Source organism: uncultured Roseibium sp. (assembly GCF_947496995.1).
Lineage (GTDB): Bacteria > Pseudomonadota > Alphaproteobacteria > Rhizobiales > Stappiaceae > Roseibium.
This window is the reverse complement of sequence record NZ_CANMFD010000001.1, coordinates 614,399-631,654: the sequence shown is the minus strand read 5'-3', so window position 1 is coordinate 631,654 and position 17,256 is coordinate 614,399. Positions and strand designations below refer to the sequence as shown.

Genomic DNA, 17,256 nt, shown 5'->3' with positions numbered 1-17,256 from the left:
GGCATCATGGTTGTTATAGGGATACGCAGAACGAGAATGGAAAATGTGCGCCGGTGGTCCGGCGCACATTGCAGTGTGTCAGTTCTTGACGGCCGCGCTGTCGGAGACCGGCGGGAAGGCGCTGTTCGCCTGAATGCCGCGCAGGAGGTCCAGAGCCAGCTTCAGCTGGGTGTCGTCTTCCGGATCCGCCGGCACATAGGCCTGGCTGCCGGATTCTTCCTCACCGTCGGCTTCCAGGTGGCCGCGCAGACCCGCTTCACCCTTGGTGTCGACACGGCCGACCAGCTCTTCAGGCAGTTCCTGCAGGGCTTCGATATCCGGCACGATACCTTTCGCCTGGATGGAGTTTCCGGACGGCGTGTAATAGCGGGCGGTCGTCAGACGGATCGCACCGTTGGCACCCAGCGGAATGATGGTCTGCACGGAGCCCTTGCCGAAGGACCGGCTGCCGAGGATGGTCGCCCGGCGGTGATCCTGCAGCGCGCCGGCAACGATTTCCGACGCGGACGCAGAGCCGCCGTTCACCAGCACGATGACCGGCTTGCCGTCCGTCAGATCGCCCGCACGCGCATTGTAGCGCTGGGTTTCTTCCGCTTCCCGGCCGCGGGTCGAAACGATTTCGCCCCGGTCGAGGAAAGCATCGGACACGGCGATGGCCTGATCCAGAAGACCGCCCGGATTGTTGCGCAGATCGATGACGAAGCCTTTCAGCTTGTCCTCACCGATATTTTCGCTCATTTCCGCGATGCCGTCCCGGATGCCGTCGAAGGTCTGTTCGTTGAACTGGGTGACGCGCACATAACCGACATCATCTTCTTCCCGCCAGCGCACGGACTGGATGCGAATGATGTCACGGGTGATGGTGATGTCGAACGGATCGGCACGGCCTTCGCGGCGGACGGTGACAACGATGTCCGTATTGACCGGACCGCGCATCTTTTCGACCGCTTCGTTCAGCGACAGCCCCTGAACCTGCTCTCCGTCGATGGAAGTGATCAGGTCACCTGCGAGGACACCCGCCTTGGCCGCCGGCGTATCGTCGATCGGCGAGACGACCTTCACAAGACCGTCTTCCATGGTGACCTCGATACCGAGACCACCGAATTCACCGCGGGTCTGCACCTGCATGTCGCGGAAACTCTTCGGCGACATGTAGCTGGAATGGGGATCCAGCGACGTCAGCATGCCGTTGATGGCATTTTCGATCAACTGGGCATCGTCCGGCACTTCCACATAGTCCGAGCGTACCCGTTCGAACACGTCACCGAACAGATTAAGCTGCCGGTACGTATCCGTTGCCGCCGCGTTGGCTGCCACGGACACATTGAGCGGCATCTGGGCCATTGTCGTGACTGCCGCAGCTCCCATCAGGGCACCCACCAGCAGCAAGGAAGCTTTCCGTATCATCCGCGAGCCTTTTCTTCTTCTGTGCGCGCCCACCAGGGTTTGGGGTCAATCGCACGGCCGTCCTTCCGAAATTCAACATATAGTATTGGCTGGGTAGACCCCAAGCCAAAGGTCGAGGCGCTTGCCCATTGCGTCGCGCCCATGACCCCAACCGGTTCCCCGGTAAGAACAAACTGCCCCAACTCCGCATCGATCCGGTCCATACCGGCCAACAGCACATGGTAGCCATCACCGGTATTCAGGATCAAGAGTTGTCCGAACGAACGGAACGGTCCCGAATAGACCACCCAGCCGTCCGCCGGAGAGGTTACATTAGAACCCGGCCTTGTGGCGATAGATTGTCCTTCCGTCAAACCGCCAAAATCATCTTCCTCACCGAAATCCTTCAGCATGGTTCCGGAAACAGGCTGAGGCAACTGGCCTCTGGCCTCCTGGAAAGGTATCACCGGCGCCAGCCGACCCGGATCGGAAAACGGATCAAAGTCGCGTGAAGTCTTTCCCTTTGTATCCAACGACGCTTGCCTGGACTTCTCCGCGGCCTCGCGAGCGCTTTCGATTTCAGTTTCCAGGTTCGCGATCAGCTCCTGGAGAGACCCGGCTTGCTCGGCCAGTTCGGCGGCGCGTTCTTTCTCCGCTTCGAGATCCCGTACGGATCTCTGATGTTCCTGCCTTTTCGCGCTCAACAGAAGCTCCAGGCGCGACTTTTCCTCAGCCAATCGCATCGCATCGCCGCGCAGGCGGTTTTTTTCCCCGGCAATCACGCTCCTGAGCCGGTGCAGCTCCTCCAGATCGGCTGCCAGAGCCTCCGTCTCCACTTTCAGCTCCGGCATGACCGCGTTCAGGAGAATCGCACTGCGGACGGCGGAGAGGGCATCGCTCGGGCGAACGGCCAGGGCCGGGGGCGGACGCCGTCCGAGCCTTTGCAGCGCTGCAAGCACCTCCGACAGAATATCGCGGCGGGCAATCAGGGACAGCCGCACGGCGTCCTCGTTCTCGCCAAGGCTTCTCAGCCGGCGCTCGGTATCGGTCAGTTCTGTTTCCAGGCCCTGGATCGTGTCGGACGTGCTGATGATCTTGGCATTCAGCGTTTCGCGATCCCGGTCCAGGGACCTTATTTCGCGGGCGATGGCGGCCTGACGGTCGGTGGAGACTTCAATGTCCCGCGACAGCGCGGCCAGTTCCTCTTCGCGCGCCTTGATGATTTCGGCTGCGGCATCGGTCTGCGCCGCGGCTTCGGGCCGGTTCTGCGGCACGTCATCGATGCTTTCGGTCGCGAGTGCCTGCAGCGGCCATGCAAGCGCGCCCGCAAGAAGACTGCCCAAGAGCGGTTTGACAAGCATCCGCTTCTTAAGTCCAGGACGCACAATCATGATGCGATCCGGTTTCAACCTGTCTCAACTCCCGAAGGTTAGGTCACGGACTCTTCAGCGATACACAGTCTGTGTTAACGAACCGTTTACCTTGTCGACCCGGTGCTCAACCTCAGCTCCCGCGTGTATCGCCGCACGCGCCAACCTCTTTTCCCTTGATGATCTGACCGTTACGTGCCGATTGCGGCGAGATACGGGCAGCGGCGTGTTTTCCCGGCGTTCGCCGCATTAAAGATCCTTCACGTTTCAACGTCCGGGACCCATGACGGCTACGCCTTCGGGATCACATAATGGTGTGCCGGTACACCAGATCGCGCGGGTCGTTGCGCGGGGCCTCCGCATCCAGTTTCGCGCCCAGTCGTTCAGCGAGCCTGCAGGAACGGATGTTGTCCGGATCCACATAGCTCACCAGGGTCGGCAAGCCGCGCTCCTTGAAACCCCAATCCAGGAACGCCCGCGCGGCTTCAAACGCGACTCCCTTGCCTTCCGCATGCGGGTAGACAAACCAGCCGATTTCATGCTCGGGAAAGAGCGGGCCATGATTGATGCCCACCTGACCGAGGCATCGGTCGGAGCCGCGCTCCTCGATCATCAGCGCACCGTGGCCCATCAACACCCAGAGCGCCACGTCATGGCAAAACGACCCCCAGGCCTTCTCCCGCGACATGGGCCCGCCCATATGGGCCGCGCGGTCCGACTGCATCAAGGTGGAGTAATCCGGCCAGTCCTCCATCGTCATCGGGCGCAGGACCAGGCGTTCTGTTTCAATCGTCGGCGTCACGAGACTTCCTCTTCAGCTGCAGTATAGGCATCGCGAGATCAGACCCGGTGATAGGGATGGCCCGACTGAATGGTCATGGCCCGGTAGATCTGTTCGGCCAGCAGGATGCGGGCGATCTGATGCGGCCAGGTCATCGCGCCGAGCGCCAGCTTGAGATCGGCTCTTGCAAGAACCTCTACGCCGTGACCATCCGCCCCGCCGATCGCGAAGACGATGTCCGGCACGCCGTCGTTTTTCCAGGTTTCCAGGGTGCGGCTGAAATCGGGACTGCTCATGTTCCGACCGTTCTCGTCGAGGACAACGAGACGGGCGCCGCTCTGAAGCGTAGCAAGAATGCTGCCGGCCTCTTCCGCCTTGCGGTCTTCGGCGCGCTGAGCACGGCTTTCCGGCATTTCGTTCAGGAGGACATCGATAACACCTAGACCGCGCCCGCTTTTGCGGGCCCTGTCCAGGTAGCGGTCGAGAAGGTCCCTGTCCGCACCGGCCTTCATCCGGCCAATGCAGGAAAGCGTAAAGCGCATGAAATCTCCGCCGGAAAACGATCCGGTGACTTTATCCCTCGGCGGACAGAGGTCCCGCTGTCAGGACCTCATTCCCGTCTCAACCGATATACTGCGGTGTTTCGTCCGCTTCCGGCGCCCACATCTTTTCAAGATTGTAGAAGCCGCGTACTTCCGGACGGAAAATGTGAACGATCACATCACCCGCATCAATCAGCACCCAATCGCAGGTCGTCATACCTTCAACCGTTGCCTTTCCGGCGCCGGCTGCTTTCAGGTCTTTCTGCAAATTTTCCGCGATCGCGCCCACATGACGGTGGGAGCGTCCGGACACGATCACCATGTGATCGGCCAGGGAACTTTTGCCTGCGATGTCGAGAGTAACAACGTCCTCAGCTTTGGAGTCGTCAAGACTGGTGAGGACCGTATCGAGAAGGTCAGCCGCAAGATCAGTGCTTACGGATGCCTGCAGAGGAGAGGACATGTTTGTCCGCCCACTTTCAAAGGTCATGGTCAGGTGTTGTGCCTTTCGCCGTTTGTGCCGTCCTGCGCCCAACGTCGTCACGAACAAAAAAGTTCGATTTCATACGTCACCCGTTTTGGTTACAGGACCGGTTGACCGTACCTCGGCCGCGCCACCGCGACCGCCCCCTATAATACCGCTTCCCGTTTGGCATTTTCAAGACAGGGATTTTTACATGGCAAATCCGGGCTTAACCGTCACCGGCTCTGCCGCAGTTTCGTGGATGAAGCCGGGTCCAGCGGGGTGTGCAGAAAGGTCCACACGGGTGCCTCCATATCGGCCAGAAGAGCCGCATCTTCCTCTGGAAGCCTATGTTTTTCATAGGCTTTTGCCATCGGCGACGACAGGACAGAAAGCGACGCACCGGGGCGGTCGACAATTGCGACCGGCACCGAGCCGACGATGGCCCGCCAATCCCGCCAATGATGAAAGCCGGCCAGATTGTCCGCTCCCATGGCCCAGACGAATCGTACGCCGGGCCGCCGGGCGCGCAGTGCCATGATCGTTCTGGCCGTATAAGTCGTGCCGAGAACCGCCTCATAAGCGGTCACTTTCATGCGCGGATGATCCGCAAGTTCACTGGTCAATCGCAGCCGCGTTTCCAGCGGTGCTAACTCGGAATGGCTCTTGAGCGGATTGCCGGGCGTCACGAACCACCAGATCTGATCCAGCCCCAGCCGCTTGAGCACGGTCGAGGCGACAAGCCGGTGGCCCGAATGCGGCGGATTGAACGACCCGCCGAAGATGCCAATCCGGTTTCCGGTTTCGGCATGGGGCAGCTTCAGCCAGTCGCCGCCGAGCTCCGGCCGGAGACCCGAAGCACTCATGGGCGCGTCTGGCCCGTCCCGTGAACCTTGTATTTGAAACTGGTCAGTTGCTCGACGCCGACCGGCCCGCGCGCATGCATCCGCCCGGTGGCGATGCCGATTTCGGCGCCCATGCCGAATTCGCCGCCATCGGCAAACTGGGTGGAGGCATTGTGCAGGACGATGGCGGAATCGACTTCCTGCTGGAAGCGATCTGCAGCGGCCTGGTCTTCCGTCAGGATGCAGTCGGTATGGTTGGAACCGTATCGGGCGATATGATCCATTGCCGCGTCCAGGTCCTTGACGACCTTCACCGCGAGAATCTTGTCGAGATATTCGGTGGACCAGTCTTCCTCGCTGGCCGGAACGATGTTTTCGCAGATGTCGCGCACGCGGGCACCGCCGCGGATTTCGCACCCCTGATCCTGCAGCGCCTTGACGATGACAGGCAAGTGGCTGTGGGCGACGTCCTCATGCACCAGAAGCGTTTCCAGCGCACCGCATATGCCCGTGCGGCGGAGCTTGGAATTCACGACGATTTCGACGGATTGCTGCAGATCTGCGGCCTTGTCGACGAATATATGCACGAGGCCTTCCAGATGCGCGAAGACCGGCACACGGGCCTCGCCCTGTACGCGTTCGACGAGGCTGCGGCCGCCGCGCGGCACGATAACGTCGAGATTGCCGTTCAGGCCGCGCAGCATTTCACCCACCGCCGCCCTGTCGGTGACCGGCACCATCTGGATGGCGTCCTCGGGAAGACCAGCCGCCGCCAGACCTTTCTGCAGAGCCGCGTGGATCGCCCTGTTGGAGCGGATCGTGTCGGAGCCGCCACGCAGGATTACCGCGTTGCCGGCCTTGAGGCACAAGGCGCCGGCATCGGCCGTCACATTGGGGCGGCTTTCATAGATCACCCCGATCACGCCCAGCGGCGTGCGTACGCGCTCTATCCTGAGCCCGTTCGGACGCTCCCACGCAGCAATGACGCTGCCGACGGGATCGTCGAGTGCGACGATATCCTCGAGCGCCCTGGCGATGGCCTCGATGCGCTCTTCGGTAAGGGTGCCGCGATCCAGGAAAGACGCCGCCTGACCGTTGGCGGTCATGGCGTCGATATCCTGCCTGTTTCCGGCAAGGATTTCCGGCGTCGAGGCGCGGACCGCAACCGCCATCTCGCGCAGGGCCCTGTTCTTCTGCTCTGCTGGTGCCGTTGCAAGGATCCGTCCGGCAGCACGGGCGCGTTGCCCGATCTGCGCCATCAGGTCCTCGGTGGTCTTTGCCTCGACTACATCCAGCATAGCTGCAAACTCCTGTTCAACCGGCTTGTCCGAGCTTCCTGTCCGCTTTCATGTCAATCCATGTGACGGCGGGACCGATCGGCAACCGTTTTTCTCCGGGCTTTTTAGCCTGTTCCATTCAAAAACGCATCTTCCAGGACAAGATCATCCCGGTGGATCATTTCGGCGCGCCCCGGATAGCCGACGATCGCCTCGATCTCCCGGCTGTTGCGCCCGACAATCAACTGGGCCTCGTCCGCATCATAGGCGATCAGCCCCCGGCCGATCATCCCGCCTTCGGGATCGAGCAGGATGACGGCATCACCGCGGGTGAAGGTCCCGGTGACCGACGTCACGCCGGCGGGCAGCAGGCTCTTGCCGGATTTCATCGCCCGGACAGCGCCCGCATCCAGCACGATCCTGCCGCGCGGTTCCAGATGGCCGCCGATCCAGGCCTTGCGGGCGCTCGCCGGCGTGGCGATTGCCGGGAACCAGGTGCCTCTGCCCCCCTCGTCCAGACGCTTCAGCGGATTGAGCTGCTTGCCGGAAGTGATCACCATGGAGGTTCCCGCAGACGTCGCGATCTTGCCGGCATCGATCTTGGTCTTCATGCCGCCGCGTGAAAGCTCCGATCCGGCGCTGCCGGCCATCGCCTCGATTTCCGGCGTGATGCGCGCGACTTCCGGCAGGAAGACGGCATCAGGGTCCTGTTGCGGAGGCGCGGTATAGAGCCCGTCGATATCGGACAGCAGCACAAGGCAATCGGCGCTCGCCATCGTTGCGACACGCGCCGCCAGACGGTCATTATCGCCGTAGCGGATCTCCGAAGTGGCGACAGAATCGTTTTCATTGATGATCGGCACCGCGCCGAGTTTCAAAAGCATGCCGATGGTGGCGCGCGCGTTGAGGTAACGGCGGCGTTCTTCCGTGTCGCCCAGGGTCAGCAGGATCTGCCCGGCCTTCTTGCCGTGGGCGCCGAGCGCATCCGCATAGGCCTGCGCCAGGGAAATCTGACCGGCGGCCGCGGCGGCCTGGCTTTCTTCCAGTTTCAGCGGCCCGGCGGGCAAACCGAGAATGCCGCGCCCGAGCGCGATCGAGCCGGAGGAGACAATCAGCATTTCGGCGCCGGAATCGACGAGCCCCACCAGATCGCTGACCAGGGCATCCAGCCAGGCGCGCTTCAGCTCACCCCGTTCGACCAGCAGGGCGGACCCGATCTTGACGACGATGCGGCTGTGGCCCTTCAGGCTGCGGGACGCGGACGTCACGGATGCCAGCCCTCCTGTTCGGGCGAAGGCACCTGATTGGCAGCATCCTGCTTATCCTTGTCGATGGCCCGCACGATCATGCGCAGCGCCCGGTCGACGTTGAGCCCGCTGGCGGAAGACAGGATCAGCGGCTTCTGGCCGCACGCGGCTTCCAGGCTAGCCGACTGCTGGGCGATCAGCTCCTCGTTGAGCGCGTCGCATTTGGACAGGGCGACGATTTCCGGCTTGTCCACCAACCCGGCGCCATAGGCTTCCAGCTCGCCGCGAACGATCTTGTAGGCTTCGCCCGGATCTTCCTGCCCGGAGCCGTCGACCAGATGAAGCAGCACGCGGGTGCGTTCCACATGGCCGAGGAACCGGTCGCCGAGACCCGTGCCTTCATGGGCGCCTTCGATCAGTCCGGGAATATCGGCCATCGCGAAGCTGTTGCCGTCGATCTGGACGATGCCCAGGTTGGGATGAAGGGTTGTGAAGGGATAATCGGCGATCTTCGGCTTGGCCGCCGTCACCTTGGACAGGAAAGTCGACTTGCCGGCGTTCGGCAGACCGACCAGGCCGGCATCGGCGATCAGCTTGAGCCGCAGCCAGACCCACTTTTCCTCGCCCTCGAGACCCGGGTTGGCCCGGCGCGGCGCCTGGTTGACCGATGACTTGAAATGCGCGTTGCCGAAGCCGCCGTTGCCGCCCTTGAGCAACAGCACGCGCTGGCCGAGTTCGGTCAGGTCGGCAATCAGCGTCTCGTTGTCTTCCTCGAAGATCTGCGTACCGACGGGCACCTTCAGAACCACATCACCGCCATGAGCGCCGGTGCGGTTGCGGCCCATGCCGTGAATGCCGGTCTCGGCCTTGAAGTGCTGCTGGTAACGGTAGTCGATCAGCGTGTTGAGACCATCGACGCATTCGACGATCACATCGCCGCCCTTGCCGCCGTCACCACCATCGGGACCGCCGTATTCGATATATTTCTCGCGCCGGAACGACACACTGCCCGCACCGCCATTGCCGGAGCGCAGATAGATCTTGGCCTGATCGAGGAATTTCATTGTTTTTCTCTTTTTATCCGGTTGTCAGGCCTGATCCTGTCTCGAGTCAAAGCCGTTTAAAAAATCTGTCCGTGTCAGTTCCATACGGATGGCGGGCACCGTCGTGCCGCGCGACAGGCTGGCGCAGTCCACTTGTGCGACCTCGCGAAAACCGAGCTTTGCCGCAACCTTGAGCGACGCGGGATTGCCGATCATGGTTTCGCAGGCCACAAGCTGGTGATCCGTATTGCGGAACAGCCAGTCAACCGCCGCACCGACCGCCTCGCTCATGAAGCCCCTGCCCCAGTAGGCACGCCCCAGCCAATAGCCGATCTCCGGGGTCTCCTGCAACTTTTTGAAGGCGAAACCGCCGATCATTTCGCCTTCATGGTCAATCTGAAAGCCAAGGTCCCCGGCTGTCTTCCAGTCGGCCCAGCTGTCCACGGACGCCTGCAGCGAGGTTCTGCCGCGCTCAATATCATAGGGATGCGGCACACGCGACAGCATCCTGGCGACCTCATAGTCGCCCAGAAGCTCCGCGCAGCGGTCCAGGTCTTCCAGACGCGGCGGCCGGAGAACCAGCCGTTCGGAAACAATGACAGGCGTGCTCATGAGCCCGTTCCCGCCGCAGCCAGAAACCGTTCACGCCGCAACATCACCCGGGCTCCGGGCAGCTCCGCGTTCCGCGACCTGATCGGGAGCAGATAAGGTCCCTCATCCTGAAAACCAAGTTTTTTCAGGACGTTGATGGAAGCCGTGTTTTCCTTCAGCGCGCCGCTCATGACGCGCAGTGTCTGCGTGGTTTCGAACAGCCAGGCCAGGATCGCACGGCCCGCCTCGGTCATGAAGCCCTGGCCCCATTGGTCCGTGGCGAGCCAATAGCCGAATTCCGGCGCCTCCGCCGGTGATCCGACCGAGATGACACCGATCAGCCCGCCGCCGGCGTCAATCGCGAACGCCCGCTCGCCATCTTCCTTGCACGCGGCATTCAGCCCGTACCAGTACCGGGCATCCTCAAGCGAATAAGGGTGCGGGACCCGCGCGAGCATCTTCGCCACATCGTAATCTCCGATGAGACGGGTGATGACCGGCAGGTCTTCGGGAACAACCGGACGCAGCAGAAGGCGCCCGGTTCTGAGCTCGGGCAGCCTCATGCCGCTTCCTTCCGGGCCTCGAAATCCGCCCGTGCGAGCCGGACCACGACGCTGGCGACCCGGCGGTCGAGCGCCCTGGAAAACCGTTCGGTCAGGCTGTAGGGCCTGAAGCCCAACTTGCGCAGCAGACCGCGCGAGCGGAAATTGTCCTCAAAGGCCCGCGCGGCGATGGCATCGGTTTCGAACGCATCGAAGGCCCATGCGAGCACTGCCTCCACCGCCTCGCCGGCATAGCCGTGCCCCTGAAACGCCCGACCGATCCAGTAGCCGAGCGTCGGGGTTGCCGGCAGGTCTTCCAGATCGCCCGGCGGTTCGACGGCCACGACACCGATGAAGACACCGCCGAGGGTGATCGCGAACAGCGCCTCGGTCTTGAAAGGGTCCTTGCCGACGACCGATTTCAGGAACGTTTCCGCCGCTCCGTCCTCGTAAGGCCAGGTGAAGGACGTCAGCCATCTGGCCACCTCGAAATCCCGGCCCGCGAGCGTGGCCATGGCTTCGGCATCGCTCAACGCAACCGGTCTGAGGATCAGGCGCCGCGTTTTCAGGTCCGGCAACATGGTCATCGTCCCTGCCCCCATCCCTTGAGCGACTTCCAGACCGCCCGTTCCAGCGTATAGCGCTCGATCGGCACGGATCCGCCCGCACCGACGGAGCGGATCATCGCCTGGTCGCGGTACTGGAACCCGGACTTGACCAGCACCCGGCGGGAGGCCGGATTGGTTACCCTGCAGGACCCCTGAAGTTCATCGATGTCGTGCCAGGCAAATGCATGATCGACGAGGGAATGCACCGCCTCGGTCGCAAACCCGCGCCCCCAGAACGGTTCGCCCAGCCAGTAGCCGACATGGACGGGGCCGCCGGCCTCAACCGATGCATATCTGGCAATACCGATCAGCCGGCCGGTGCTTTTCAGACGGATCGCGAAGACGCCAGAGCAGGCGCGATCATGCGCTGCCTTTTCGATCAGCGCGCGGCCATCCTTGGCGGTATAGGGATGCGGCATGGTCGCGAGGTTCGCCGCCACGGTCCTGTTGTCGGCCAGATACACCAGATCGGCCAGATCGTCCCTGCGCGGCTTGTCCAGCCGCACACGGACCGCTTCCTGCGGCAACGGGGCCGCGATCAAACTGCTCTCGTCTAATAAACCATCGCTTTCAACAACCATTTTTTCCTCCAGCCAAAACAAATCAAGGGAGAGATGGTGTCCCATCTCTCCCCTGGATTTCTGACTGGTCGATTGCTGACCTGTCTCGAATTGCCGGGGTCGTGAGGGACACCGGCGCTTCGAAACTTCACGTCGGCTTTACTCCGCAGCTACCGCTACCGGGACCACATTGATATAGGTTCGTTTGTTGGCTTTCGCCTGAAACTCAACCTTGCCTTCCACGGTCGCGAAAATGGTATGGTCCTTACCCATGCCCACGCCGTTGCCCGGGTGCCACTGGGTGCCACGCTGACGAGCGATGATGTTGCCGGGAATCACAGCTTCCCCGCCGAATTTCTTGACGCCGAGACGGCGGCCGGCTGAATCGCGACCGTTGCGGGATGAACCGCCTGCCTTTTTATGTGCCATCGTTAGAACTCCTCGTTCTTCGAATTCTCTTTAACAGGTACCGGAAACGGCGGCTTACTTGCCGGCCAGTTCCTTGGCCTGTTCAACCCAGTTGTCGCGCTCGATGCGGCCCTTGAAGTTCAGGACCTCGTCAACGCGGGCAATGTCTTCCGCGGAGAAGCCAACGATCTGCTCATAGGTCATGATGCCCAGAGCATTCAGCTTCTTCTCCAGAACCGGGCCGACGCCGGAGATCTTCTTCAGATCGTCCTTGCCGTCCGGTGCGGTGAAGAGAGGCTCGACAGCCGCCTCTTCCTTCTTGTCTGCCTTCTTCTCGGCAGCAGGCTTGGCTGCCGCCGGAGCCTCTTCAGCCTTCGGCGCGGCCTTTTTCGGCGCTGCCTTCTTGGCCGGCTTGGCGCCACCGGTCAGGATATCGGTCACCTTGACGAGGGTGAAGGACTGACGGTGGCCGTTGCGGCGGCGTGAATTCTGACGCCGGCGCTTCTTGAAAATGATAATCTTGCGGTTACGGCCCTGTTCGACCACTTCCGCAACGACGCTGGCGCCTTCGACAAGCGGCGCGCCGATTGTTGTATCGGTTCCGTTGCCGACCATGAGCACGTCTTCAAAAGTGACGGTGCTGCCAGCTTCGGCATCGAGTTTTTCGACCTTCAGGAGGTCGTCGGCAGCGACAGTATACTGCTTGCCACCGGTCTTGATCACTGCGAACATGTCTCGCACGTCCTTCTTTTCGTTTTTGAACTCACCGGCCGCGATGATGAAACATCTGTCAGCCGGCAGCTATCGGGTCGATACGAGGCGCTTGTTTCACCGGAGCAGAAAGCCCGGTTGACAAGTCTTTGGTGACGGGTTGAGCGTGAAGCTGTAAAAGCCCGGCAGGCCTGAAACGACGGTCAATGCCCGGAAAGGCGAACCTTTTCGAGCCCGCGCAATATAGTCAGCCAGCCTGCGATGTCAAACGGAAATCTGAGCCGTTCCGCCGCAATCATGCTTCCGGCCGGCTCCCTTGTCCAGCCCGGCCCGCACCGGCGTGCCGGCAGCGCGCCGCCGCCCCCTTCACACACCTTGACCGCACCGCATGCCCTCCGGCCTCGCCGCCCCGGATCCAGGCCCGGGCCGCATTATCCGATCCGTTGCGCCGGAACCCTTTGCGAACCGCCAGCCGATCCGGGACAAGCCTGCCGGCAGCAGACCTTTGAACCGGCCCTGTTAAGCCGTTCAGCCTCCCTGCACGGGCCCGAAAATCCGGCTCATCCACATTTGGCAAAAAACACTGAACTCCGGTCTTGCGGCGCGCGCACAGTGTGTCTATGTTCCGCGCCACTTGAGACCCGTTTAGTCAAAAGTACCGCGGAGAGGTGCCGGAGTGGTCGAACGGGGCGGTCTCGAAAACCGTTGAGCGCGCAAGCGTTCCGAGGGTTCGAATCCCTCTCTCTCCGCCATTTTTCATGACAAGCTGCTGTTTCTATTTGCATTTCCCGTTGAAAGATCCGGCGACCCTAAAACAATCCCTAAATACGGATTGCCTTAGCCCTTTGAGCTGCAAAAATTGCGCTTAGAACATATTAGTCCTGAAACCTGCAATGATCGAAACACTAGCGCACTGTGATGCGGTAGACGGTCATGCCAGCGAAACCCTCAAGTTCACCGACCCCACATTCGTAGTCACCACGACGCAAGTCAGGGTCACTCTCCACCGCCGCCATTGCAAAGACCTCATCACGGCACCCTTGGACACTCCCAACGTCTGAACTTTTTCGGTACCGAGTTAAGTTGCTCGGGTTCGGATAATAATAGGCGTCCACTCGTTCCCAGGGCGCGGCTGTTTCTGGCCAGATCCAATTGGCAACGGTCTTTTGGGGACTGCCAAAAAGCGCCCACAAAGCCATCAAGGCCAAAAAAGCGAATGACAACCTCATTCTTCCCCCCTCTTTCGATTGCTCCCCCATATGGTTTAATAACAGCGCCCCGATTCAGAACCGAGGGCGACTGAAAAAAGCGTCCCACCGGTTCTAATTCGAGCCCATTATACACGTCGCCCAGCGCCTTCGGTTCTAGATCGGGTCCATTAGCCACTTCGATGGACCCGTTTCAGAACCGCGTTTTGTTTTTTGGCCTGCTTTTTCCGGTTTTTTTATTTGCCAATCGCGTGTTGCCGGATGCCCTTCAAATGAGCAATCGGTAAGCCTCCATTCAGCCGCCAGCCGCCCATAGAATTGCCCCTCCTTGATCTTTACGATAAAGCCTTTGCGTTCCAACTCGTGTTGCGCGCGTCGGACTGTTTCCTTGCCCATTCTGAGCGTCCGCGCACCGTCTTCCAAACTCAACCGAATTCTCCCGTTGTTAGATCCATTGTACCGACCGCGCATCTCGATAAGCACTTTCAGCGCGCTACCGGAAAGTGACCGCCAAGCCGGGTGTTGCGTCATTGAGTACGGAAACTTCATGTACTGTGGCTCGAGCTTGCTCCGGCCCTTCTTGTCATGCCCTCTACCGCGCCTAGCCATGCGGTTTGCTTTCCGGCATAGAGCGCGAAATGACCATAACAGGCGACCGAAGCACATACCGGGCATGTGTGCCCTTGTACGGCCCTCCGTGCCGCTCTGTGACGGTTTCAATGTCCAAGCCATCGGCGCGAAGGTTATGAACATAGCCGCTCCAGCGCGGCCCCGGCGTGTCGATGGGCGTGCAGCCCTTTTCGCCAGCGTCAATGAGCTTCGAAAGAGCCCAGGCATTCCGGCCTGAATAGGTCAGGTCCAACGAGCCCAGCGCCGTTTCCGCTTTGATTTTAAGTGTCTGCATAGCTTTCATCAGAACACCTCCGGCACATTGGGAAAATGGATTGAAACGTGCGCATCGCACCTACTAGCCGACCACCCGGTTCGCGCCTGGAGGCGCTGGCTGATCAAGGTTAGGGGACGACGGGAAGCGGTTTGCCGTTCCGCCCAATCGAAAAGTGGAAGGGATGCATTTACCGCACGGCGAGGCTTTGCTAAAAGACGCATAGTCTCTAGCTCCTTTAGATACTGGGTTTTGAGATAAGTCCCCGGCGCTTACGGAATGTGTCGAAGCTGACCGTTCGCGAACCGGGGATTTTGTTTAGTACTGGACTCGTATTCCTTATATGGTCCAGCAACTCGAACCTGAGGTTTTCTCAGATCCCCTGGCCGCTCTACATCCGTGGCAGGGCGTCAAGCCAGGCTTTTAAATCCTGTTCGAGAATGACGGTCTTTTTGCCGACCTTCCGGGCAATCAAGCGACCTGCGTTGATTTCTTCGTAGGCTTTGGTCGGACCTAGGATACCGGCCTCTTTCAAAGCGCGGATTGTAAATGCCTTCATATCGTTTGTCTCCGGCCTGTGGTGCTCGTCTAGGAACGCTATCGAAGATGACCAAAAACGAAGAATGCCACTAAGATAGACCACCAAAAAAAACTTGGCAGGGTCTGTCTCAATCGCTATGCCATAGAGGTAGGTTATCGAAATCTATACTAAAATCGCCGTTTTTCAGCTTTTTATGAACACGCGTAATTGCAGTTGCGAAGTCTTCTTCGCCGTTCAAATCAGATAAATGAAGGTCCGCCCAGGCTGCTTGTAAGAAGCGAATGAAGGGACCATCTGTCCGGCTTCTACTGGGTAATTTCCCCGTGAGTGCTGCCCAAGCTTCGAACATTACCTCGACAAAGGCCAACTTTCGTGGATTACCCGGGTTCTGGTAATTCGATGCAAGCGAACTGCTCTTGACCTTGCTATAGATAGTGTATTCGCGCGCCAACGTCCTTGCGGCCATCAAGACTTTAGCATTTTCGCGAGCGCGTTCTTTTAGCACCTCGACGTCCAGTTTTTCATGCTGCGCCAGAAATTGAATCAACATGGGTTCCAGCAAATTTGTCGAAGGCTCTCCGCACCCTGTAAAATAGGAGACAAATTGGTCTAGAGATTCCTGTGCTTTCGACGCGAGCTCGCACACCCGCGTCCAATCGTGATGGAGGGGTTCGCTATCCCGTTCTGCAATTTGGGCTTTCAACACTGATACTTCTAACGCCCTGCGTCCAAAGTCGATGGCACCTCCGGAGTTATTTTGCCATCTGTTCGCTAGTGGCGCTGCGCGGCCATCCGGCAATGATTTTATGAAACCATCTAGCTCGGCATCGAACTTTTTACAGTAGATCCAATCGGGGACAATCCATTTTTCTGTTCTGCTCATTGCGCTGTTGCCAGTTGAACAATGTTTGCGTTTTCAATTGGGCTGCAGTGCCTTTCCCATGCCCCCATCAAGTCCCGCCGACGCTCCAGCGCGTCACCGCGCCGATAGGCCCGCTCTGTCGCATCCCCGACAACATGCGCCAACGCGGCTTCGGCAATTTCACGCGGAAAGCTTGTTTCCTCAGCAGCCCAATCGCGAAAGCCGCTTCTGAACCCGTGAACGGTAAATTGACCGTACCCCATGCGGCGCATTTGCATCGCCATCGCCATGCCCGAAAGCGGCCTGTCTTTTTTGTTGCCGGGAAACAAATAGCCGTCCTCCCGGCGCAATAACTCCAGCTTACCGAGAATTTCCACCATGCGCCCCGTCAAGGGCACCCGATGCTCCCGGCCCGCTTTCATGCGCTGGGCGGCAATAGTCCAAACGCCACTTTCACGGTCGATTTCAGACCATGTTGCATTGAGCGTTTCGCCGCTTCGGGTCGCGGTCAGAATGCACCACTCCAAAGCGAGTGCAGACAGGCTCTCATTGGCTCTCAGAGCGTCCATGAAGTCAGGGATGGCTTTGTAGGGCATTGCCGCGTGATGGCCGCGTGTGAGCTTCTGCCGCTTCGGCAAGAGTGCATCCAGATGGCCGCGCCACCTTGCCGGATTTTCGCCAGAGCGCAGCCCCTTTGCCTTCGCCGCGTCAAGGACGCGTTCCAATCGGCCACGCAATCGAATGGCGGTTTCGGGCTTTGTCTGCCAGATCGGTTGCAAGACCGACAAAATAGCCGCCGTGTCGATTTCATCCAAGCGCTTGCCGCGCAACGGTGCGGCATAGTCTTTTAGGGTCATGCGCCACTGCGCAATGTGTTTCTGGTTTCGAAAACCCGGCGCAAGGTCATCTATCAACGCATCGGCAAAAGACCCGAACGCCTGGTCGGCGTTCCTCGCCCTTTCGGCCTTGCGCCGTTCAATGGGGTTTATGCCCCTTGCAACGAGCGCCCGAGCCTGCCCAGCGCTTTCGCGGGCATCGGCCAAGGGAACCGCCGAAAGCTTCCCCAGCCCCATTTCCTTGCGCTTGCCGTGCCATTGGAAAATGAACAGCCAGGACTTTGCGCCCGTCGCTTTGACCGACAGATAAAGCCCATCCCCATCCGCATGGAGACCGGGCTTAGAAAGTGTCTGCACCGCTCTTGCTGAAAGCCGCTTCGCTGCACGTGCCATCGCCGTAACCCTAAAAACCCTAAAACTGTCCCTAAAAGATAGTGCGGATTTGGGCGAATTACAACGAAAGCCTGCAAACAGATATTGGCTTAATTATCTCAATTTTTGCCTATTTTAACGATGGTGGCGACTATCAAAGAATAGATGTTCGGCGGACTC

At 60.0% G+C, this 17,256-nt stretch carries 20 protein-coding genes and 1 tRNA gene; 1 reads left to right on the top strand and 20 read right to left on the bottom strand.

The genetic code is table 11. The annotated features are described in order from the left end of the window. Nucleotides 1–78: 78 nt before the first annotated feature. The 15 genes from Q1B40_RS02835 to Q1B40_RS02765 form a co-directional block, all read right to left on the bottom strand. On the bottom strand, nucleotides 79–1,407 hold the full coding sequence (locus tag Q1B40_RS02835) for a S41 family peptidase (protein WP_299809683.1): 1,329 nt from the start codon (nucleotides 1,405–1,407) through the stop codon (nucleotides 79–81). Next, nucleotides 1,404–2,777, bottom strand: a complete 1,374-nt coding sequence (locus Q1B40_RS02830) for a peptidoglycan DD-metalloendopeptidase family protein (RefSeq protein WP_299809680.1) — start codon at nucleotides 2,775–2,777, stop codon at nucleotides 1,404–1,406. The genes Q1B40_RS02835 and Q1B40_RS02830 overlap by 4 nt, the downstream gene beginning before the upstream one ends. Nucleotides 2,778–3,060: 283 nt before the next feature. Beyond that, nucleotides 3,061–3,558, bottom strand: coding sequence for a GNAT family N-acetyltransferase (locus tag Q1B40_RS02825; protein WP_299809677.1), 498 nt, complete (start codon nucleotides 3,556–3,558; stop codon nucleotides 3,061–3,063). 38 nt (nucleotides 3,559–3,596) lie between these two features. Further along, a complete protein-coding gene (rlmH, locus tag Q1B40_RS02820; protein ID WP_299809674.1) occupies nucleotides 3,597–4,079 on the bottom strand; it encodes a 23S rRNA (pseudouridine(1915)-N(3))-methyltransferase RlmH in 483 nt (160 codons plus the stop codon). 79 nt (nucleotides 4,080–4,158) lie between these two features. Further along, entirely contained in the window at nucleotides 4,159–4,542 is a 384-nt protein-coding gene (gene rsfS / locus Q1B40_RS02815; protein WP_299809672.1) for a ribosome silencing factor, read from the bottom strand. A 236-nt stretch (nucleotides 4,543–4,778) separates the two neighbouring features. After that, nucleotides 4,779–5,408, bottom strand: coding sequence for a nicotinate-nucleotide adenylyltransferase (locus Q1B40_RS02810; RefSeq protein WP_299809670.1), 630 nt, complete (start codon nucleotides 5,406–5,408; stop codon nucleotides 4,779–4,781). Then, on the bottom strand, nucleotides 5,405–6,685 hold the full coding sequence (locus tag Q1B40_RS02805; protein WP_299809667.1) for a glutamate-5-semialdehyde dehydrogenase: 1,281 nt from the start codon (nucleotides 6,683–6,685) through the stop codon (nucleotides 5,405–5,407). The genes Q1B40_RS02810 and Q1B40_RS02805 overlap by 4 nt, the downstream gene beginning before the upstream one ends. A gap of 104 nt (nucleotides 6,686–6,789) precedes the next feature. Then, the gene (gene proB, locus Q1B40_RS02800; protein ID WP_299812507.1) at nucleotides 6,790–7,941 is read right to left on the bottom strand and encodes a glutamate 5-kinase; all 1,152 of its coding nucleotides are present in this window, start codon (nucleotides 7,939–7,941) and stop codon (nucleotides 6,790–6,792) included. Next, nucleotides 7,929–8,975 carry a GTPase ObgE gene (gene obgE, locus Q1B40_RS02795; protein ID WP_299809664.1) on the bottom strand — a complete coding sequence of 349 codons (1,047 nt, stop codon included), beginning with the start codon at nucleotides 8,973–8,975 and terminating at the stop codon, nucleotides 7,929–7,931. Before obgE ends, proB begins: the two co-directional genes overlap by 13 nt. A 24-nt stretch (nucleotides 8,976–8,999) precedes the next feature. Beyond that, on the bottom strand, nucleotides 9,000–9,566 hold the full coding sequence (locus tag Q1B40_RS02790; protein ID WP_299809661.1) for a GNAT family N-acetyltransferase: 567 nt from the start codon (nucleotides 9,564–9,566) through the stop codon (nucleotides 9,000–9,002). Next, nucleotides 9,563–10,108 (bottom strand): GNAT family N-acetyltransferase, encoded by a 546-nt coding sequence (locus Q1B40_RS02785; RefSeq protein WP_299809658.1) that lies wholly within the window; start codon nucleotides 10,106–10,108, stop codon nucleotides 9,563–9,565. The genes Q1B40_RS02790 and Q1B40_RS02785 overlap by 4 nt, the downstream gene beginning before the upstream one ends. After that, nucleotides 10,105–10,674 carry a GNAT family N-acetyltransferase gene (locus Q1B40_RS02780; protein ID WP_299809655.1) on the bottom strand — a complete coding sequence of 190 codons (570 nt, stop codon included), beginning with the start codon at nucleotides 10,672–10,674 and terminating at the stop codon, nucleotides 10,105–10,107. Before Q1B40_RS02780 ends, Q1B40_RS02785 begins: the two co-directional genes overlap by 4 nt. Next, nucleotides 10,671–11,276 (bottom strand): GNAT family N-acetyltransferase, encoded by a 606-nt coding sequence (locus tag Q1B40_RS02775; RefSeq protein ID WP_299809652.1) that lies wholly within the window; start codon nucleotides 11,274–11,276, stop codon nucleotides 10,671–10,673. The genes Q1B40_RS02780 and Q1B40_RS02775 overlap by 4 nt, the downstream gene beginning before the upstream one ends. Nucleotides 11,277–11,414: 138 nt before the next feature. Then, nucleotides 11,415–11,684 carry a 50S ribosomal protein L27 gene (rpmA, locus tag Q1B40_RS02770; RefSeq protein ID WP_103220837.1) on the bottom strand — a complete coding sequence of 90 codons (270 nt, stop codon included), beginning with the start codon at nucleotides 11,682–11,684 and terminating at the stop codon, nucleotides 11,415–11,417. A 54-nt stretch (nucleotides 11,685–11,738) separates the two neighbouring features. Continuing rightward, nucleotides 11,739–12,395, bottom strand: a complete 657-nt coding sequence (locus Q1B40_RS02765; RefSeq protein WP_299809643.1) for a 50S ribosomal protein L21 — start codon at nucleotides 12,393–12,395, stop codon at nucleotides 11,739–11,741. A 641-nt stretch (nucleotides 12,396–13,036) separates the two neighbouring features. On the opposite strand from Q1B40_RS02765, the gene Q1B40_RS02760 reads away from it, so the two are divergent. Then, nucleotides 13,037–13,126 (top strand) — tRNA-Ser (locus tag Q1B40_RS02760). 612 nt (nucleotides 13,127–13,738) lie between these two features. On the opposite strand, the gene Q1B40_RS02755 is transcribed toward Q1B40_RS02760, so the two are convergent. The 5 genes from Q1B40_RS02755 to Q1B40_RS02735 all read right to left on the bottom strand — a co-directional run bounded on the left by Q1B40_RS02755 (nucleotide 13,739) and on the right by Q1B40_RS02735 (nucleotide 17,097). Continuing rightward, nucleotides 13,739–14,011, bottom strand: a complete 273-nt coding sequence (locus Q1B40_RS02755; RefSeq protein WP_299809640.1) for a hypothetical protein — start codon at nucleotides 14,009–14,011, stop codon at nucleotides 13,739–13,741. Between the two features lie 172 nt (nucleotides 14,012–14,183). Continuing rightward, nucleotides 14,184–14,486: a hypothetical protein gene (locus Q1B40_RS02750; protein WP_299812505.1), complete on the bottom strand. Its 303-nt coding sequence runs from the start codon at nucleotides 14,484–14,486 to the stop codon at nucleotides 14,184–14,186. A 370-nt stretch (nucleotides 14,487–14,856) separates the two neighbouring features. Beyond that, nucleotides 14,857–15,024, bottom strand: coding sequence for a DNA-binding protein (locus Q1B40_RS02745; protein ID WP_299809638.1), 168 nt, complete (start codon nucleotides 15,022–15,024; stop codon nucleotides 14,857–14,859). Between the two features lie 109 nt (nucleotides 15,025–15,133). Beyond that, nucleotides 15,134–15,889: a hypothetical protein gene (locus tag Q1B40_RS02740; protein WP_299809634.1), complete on the bottom strand. Its 756-nt coding sequence runs from the start codon at nucleotides 15,887–15,889 to the stop codon at nucleotides 15,134–15,136. Next, entirely contained in the window at nucleotides 15,886–17,097 is a 1,212-nt protein-coding gene (locus Q1B40_RS02735; protein WP_299809631.1) for a site-specific integrase, read from the bottom strand. Before Q1B40_RS02735 ends, Q1B40_RS02740 begins: the two co-directional genes overlap by 4 nt. Nucleotides 17,098–17,256 lie beyond the last annotated feature (159 nt).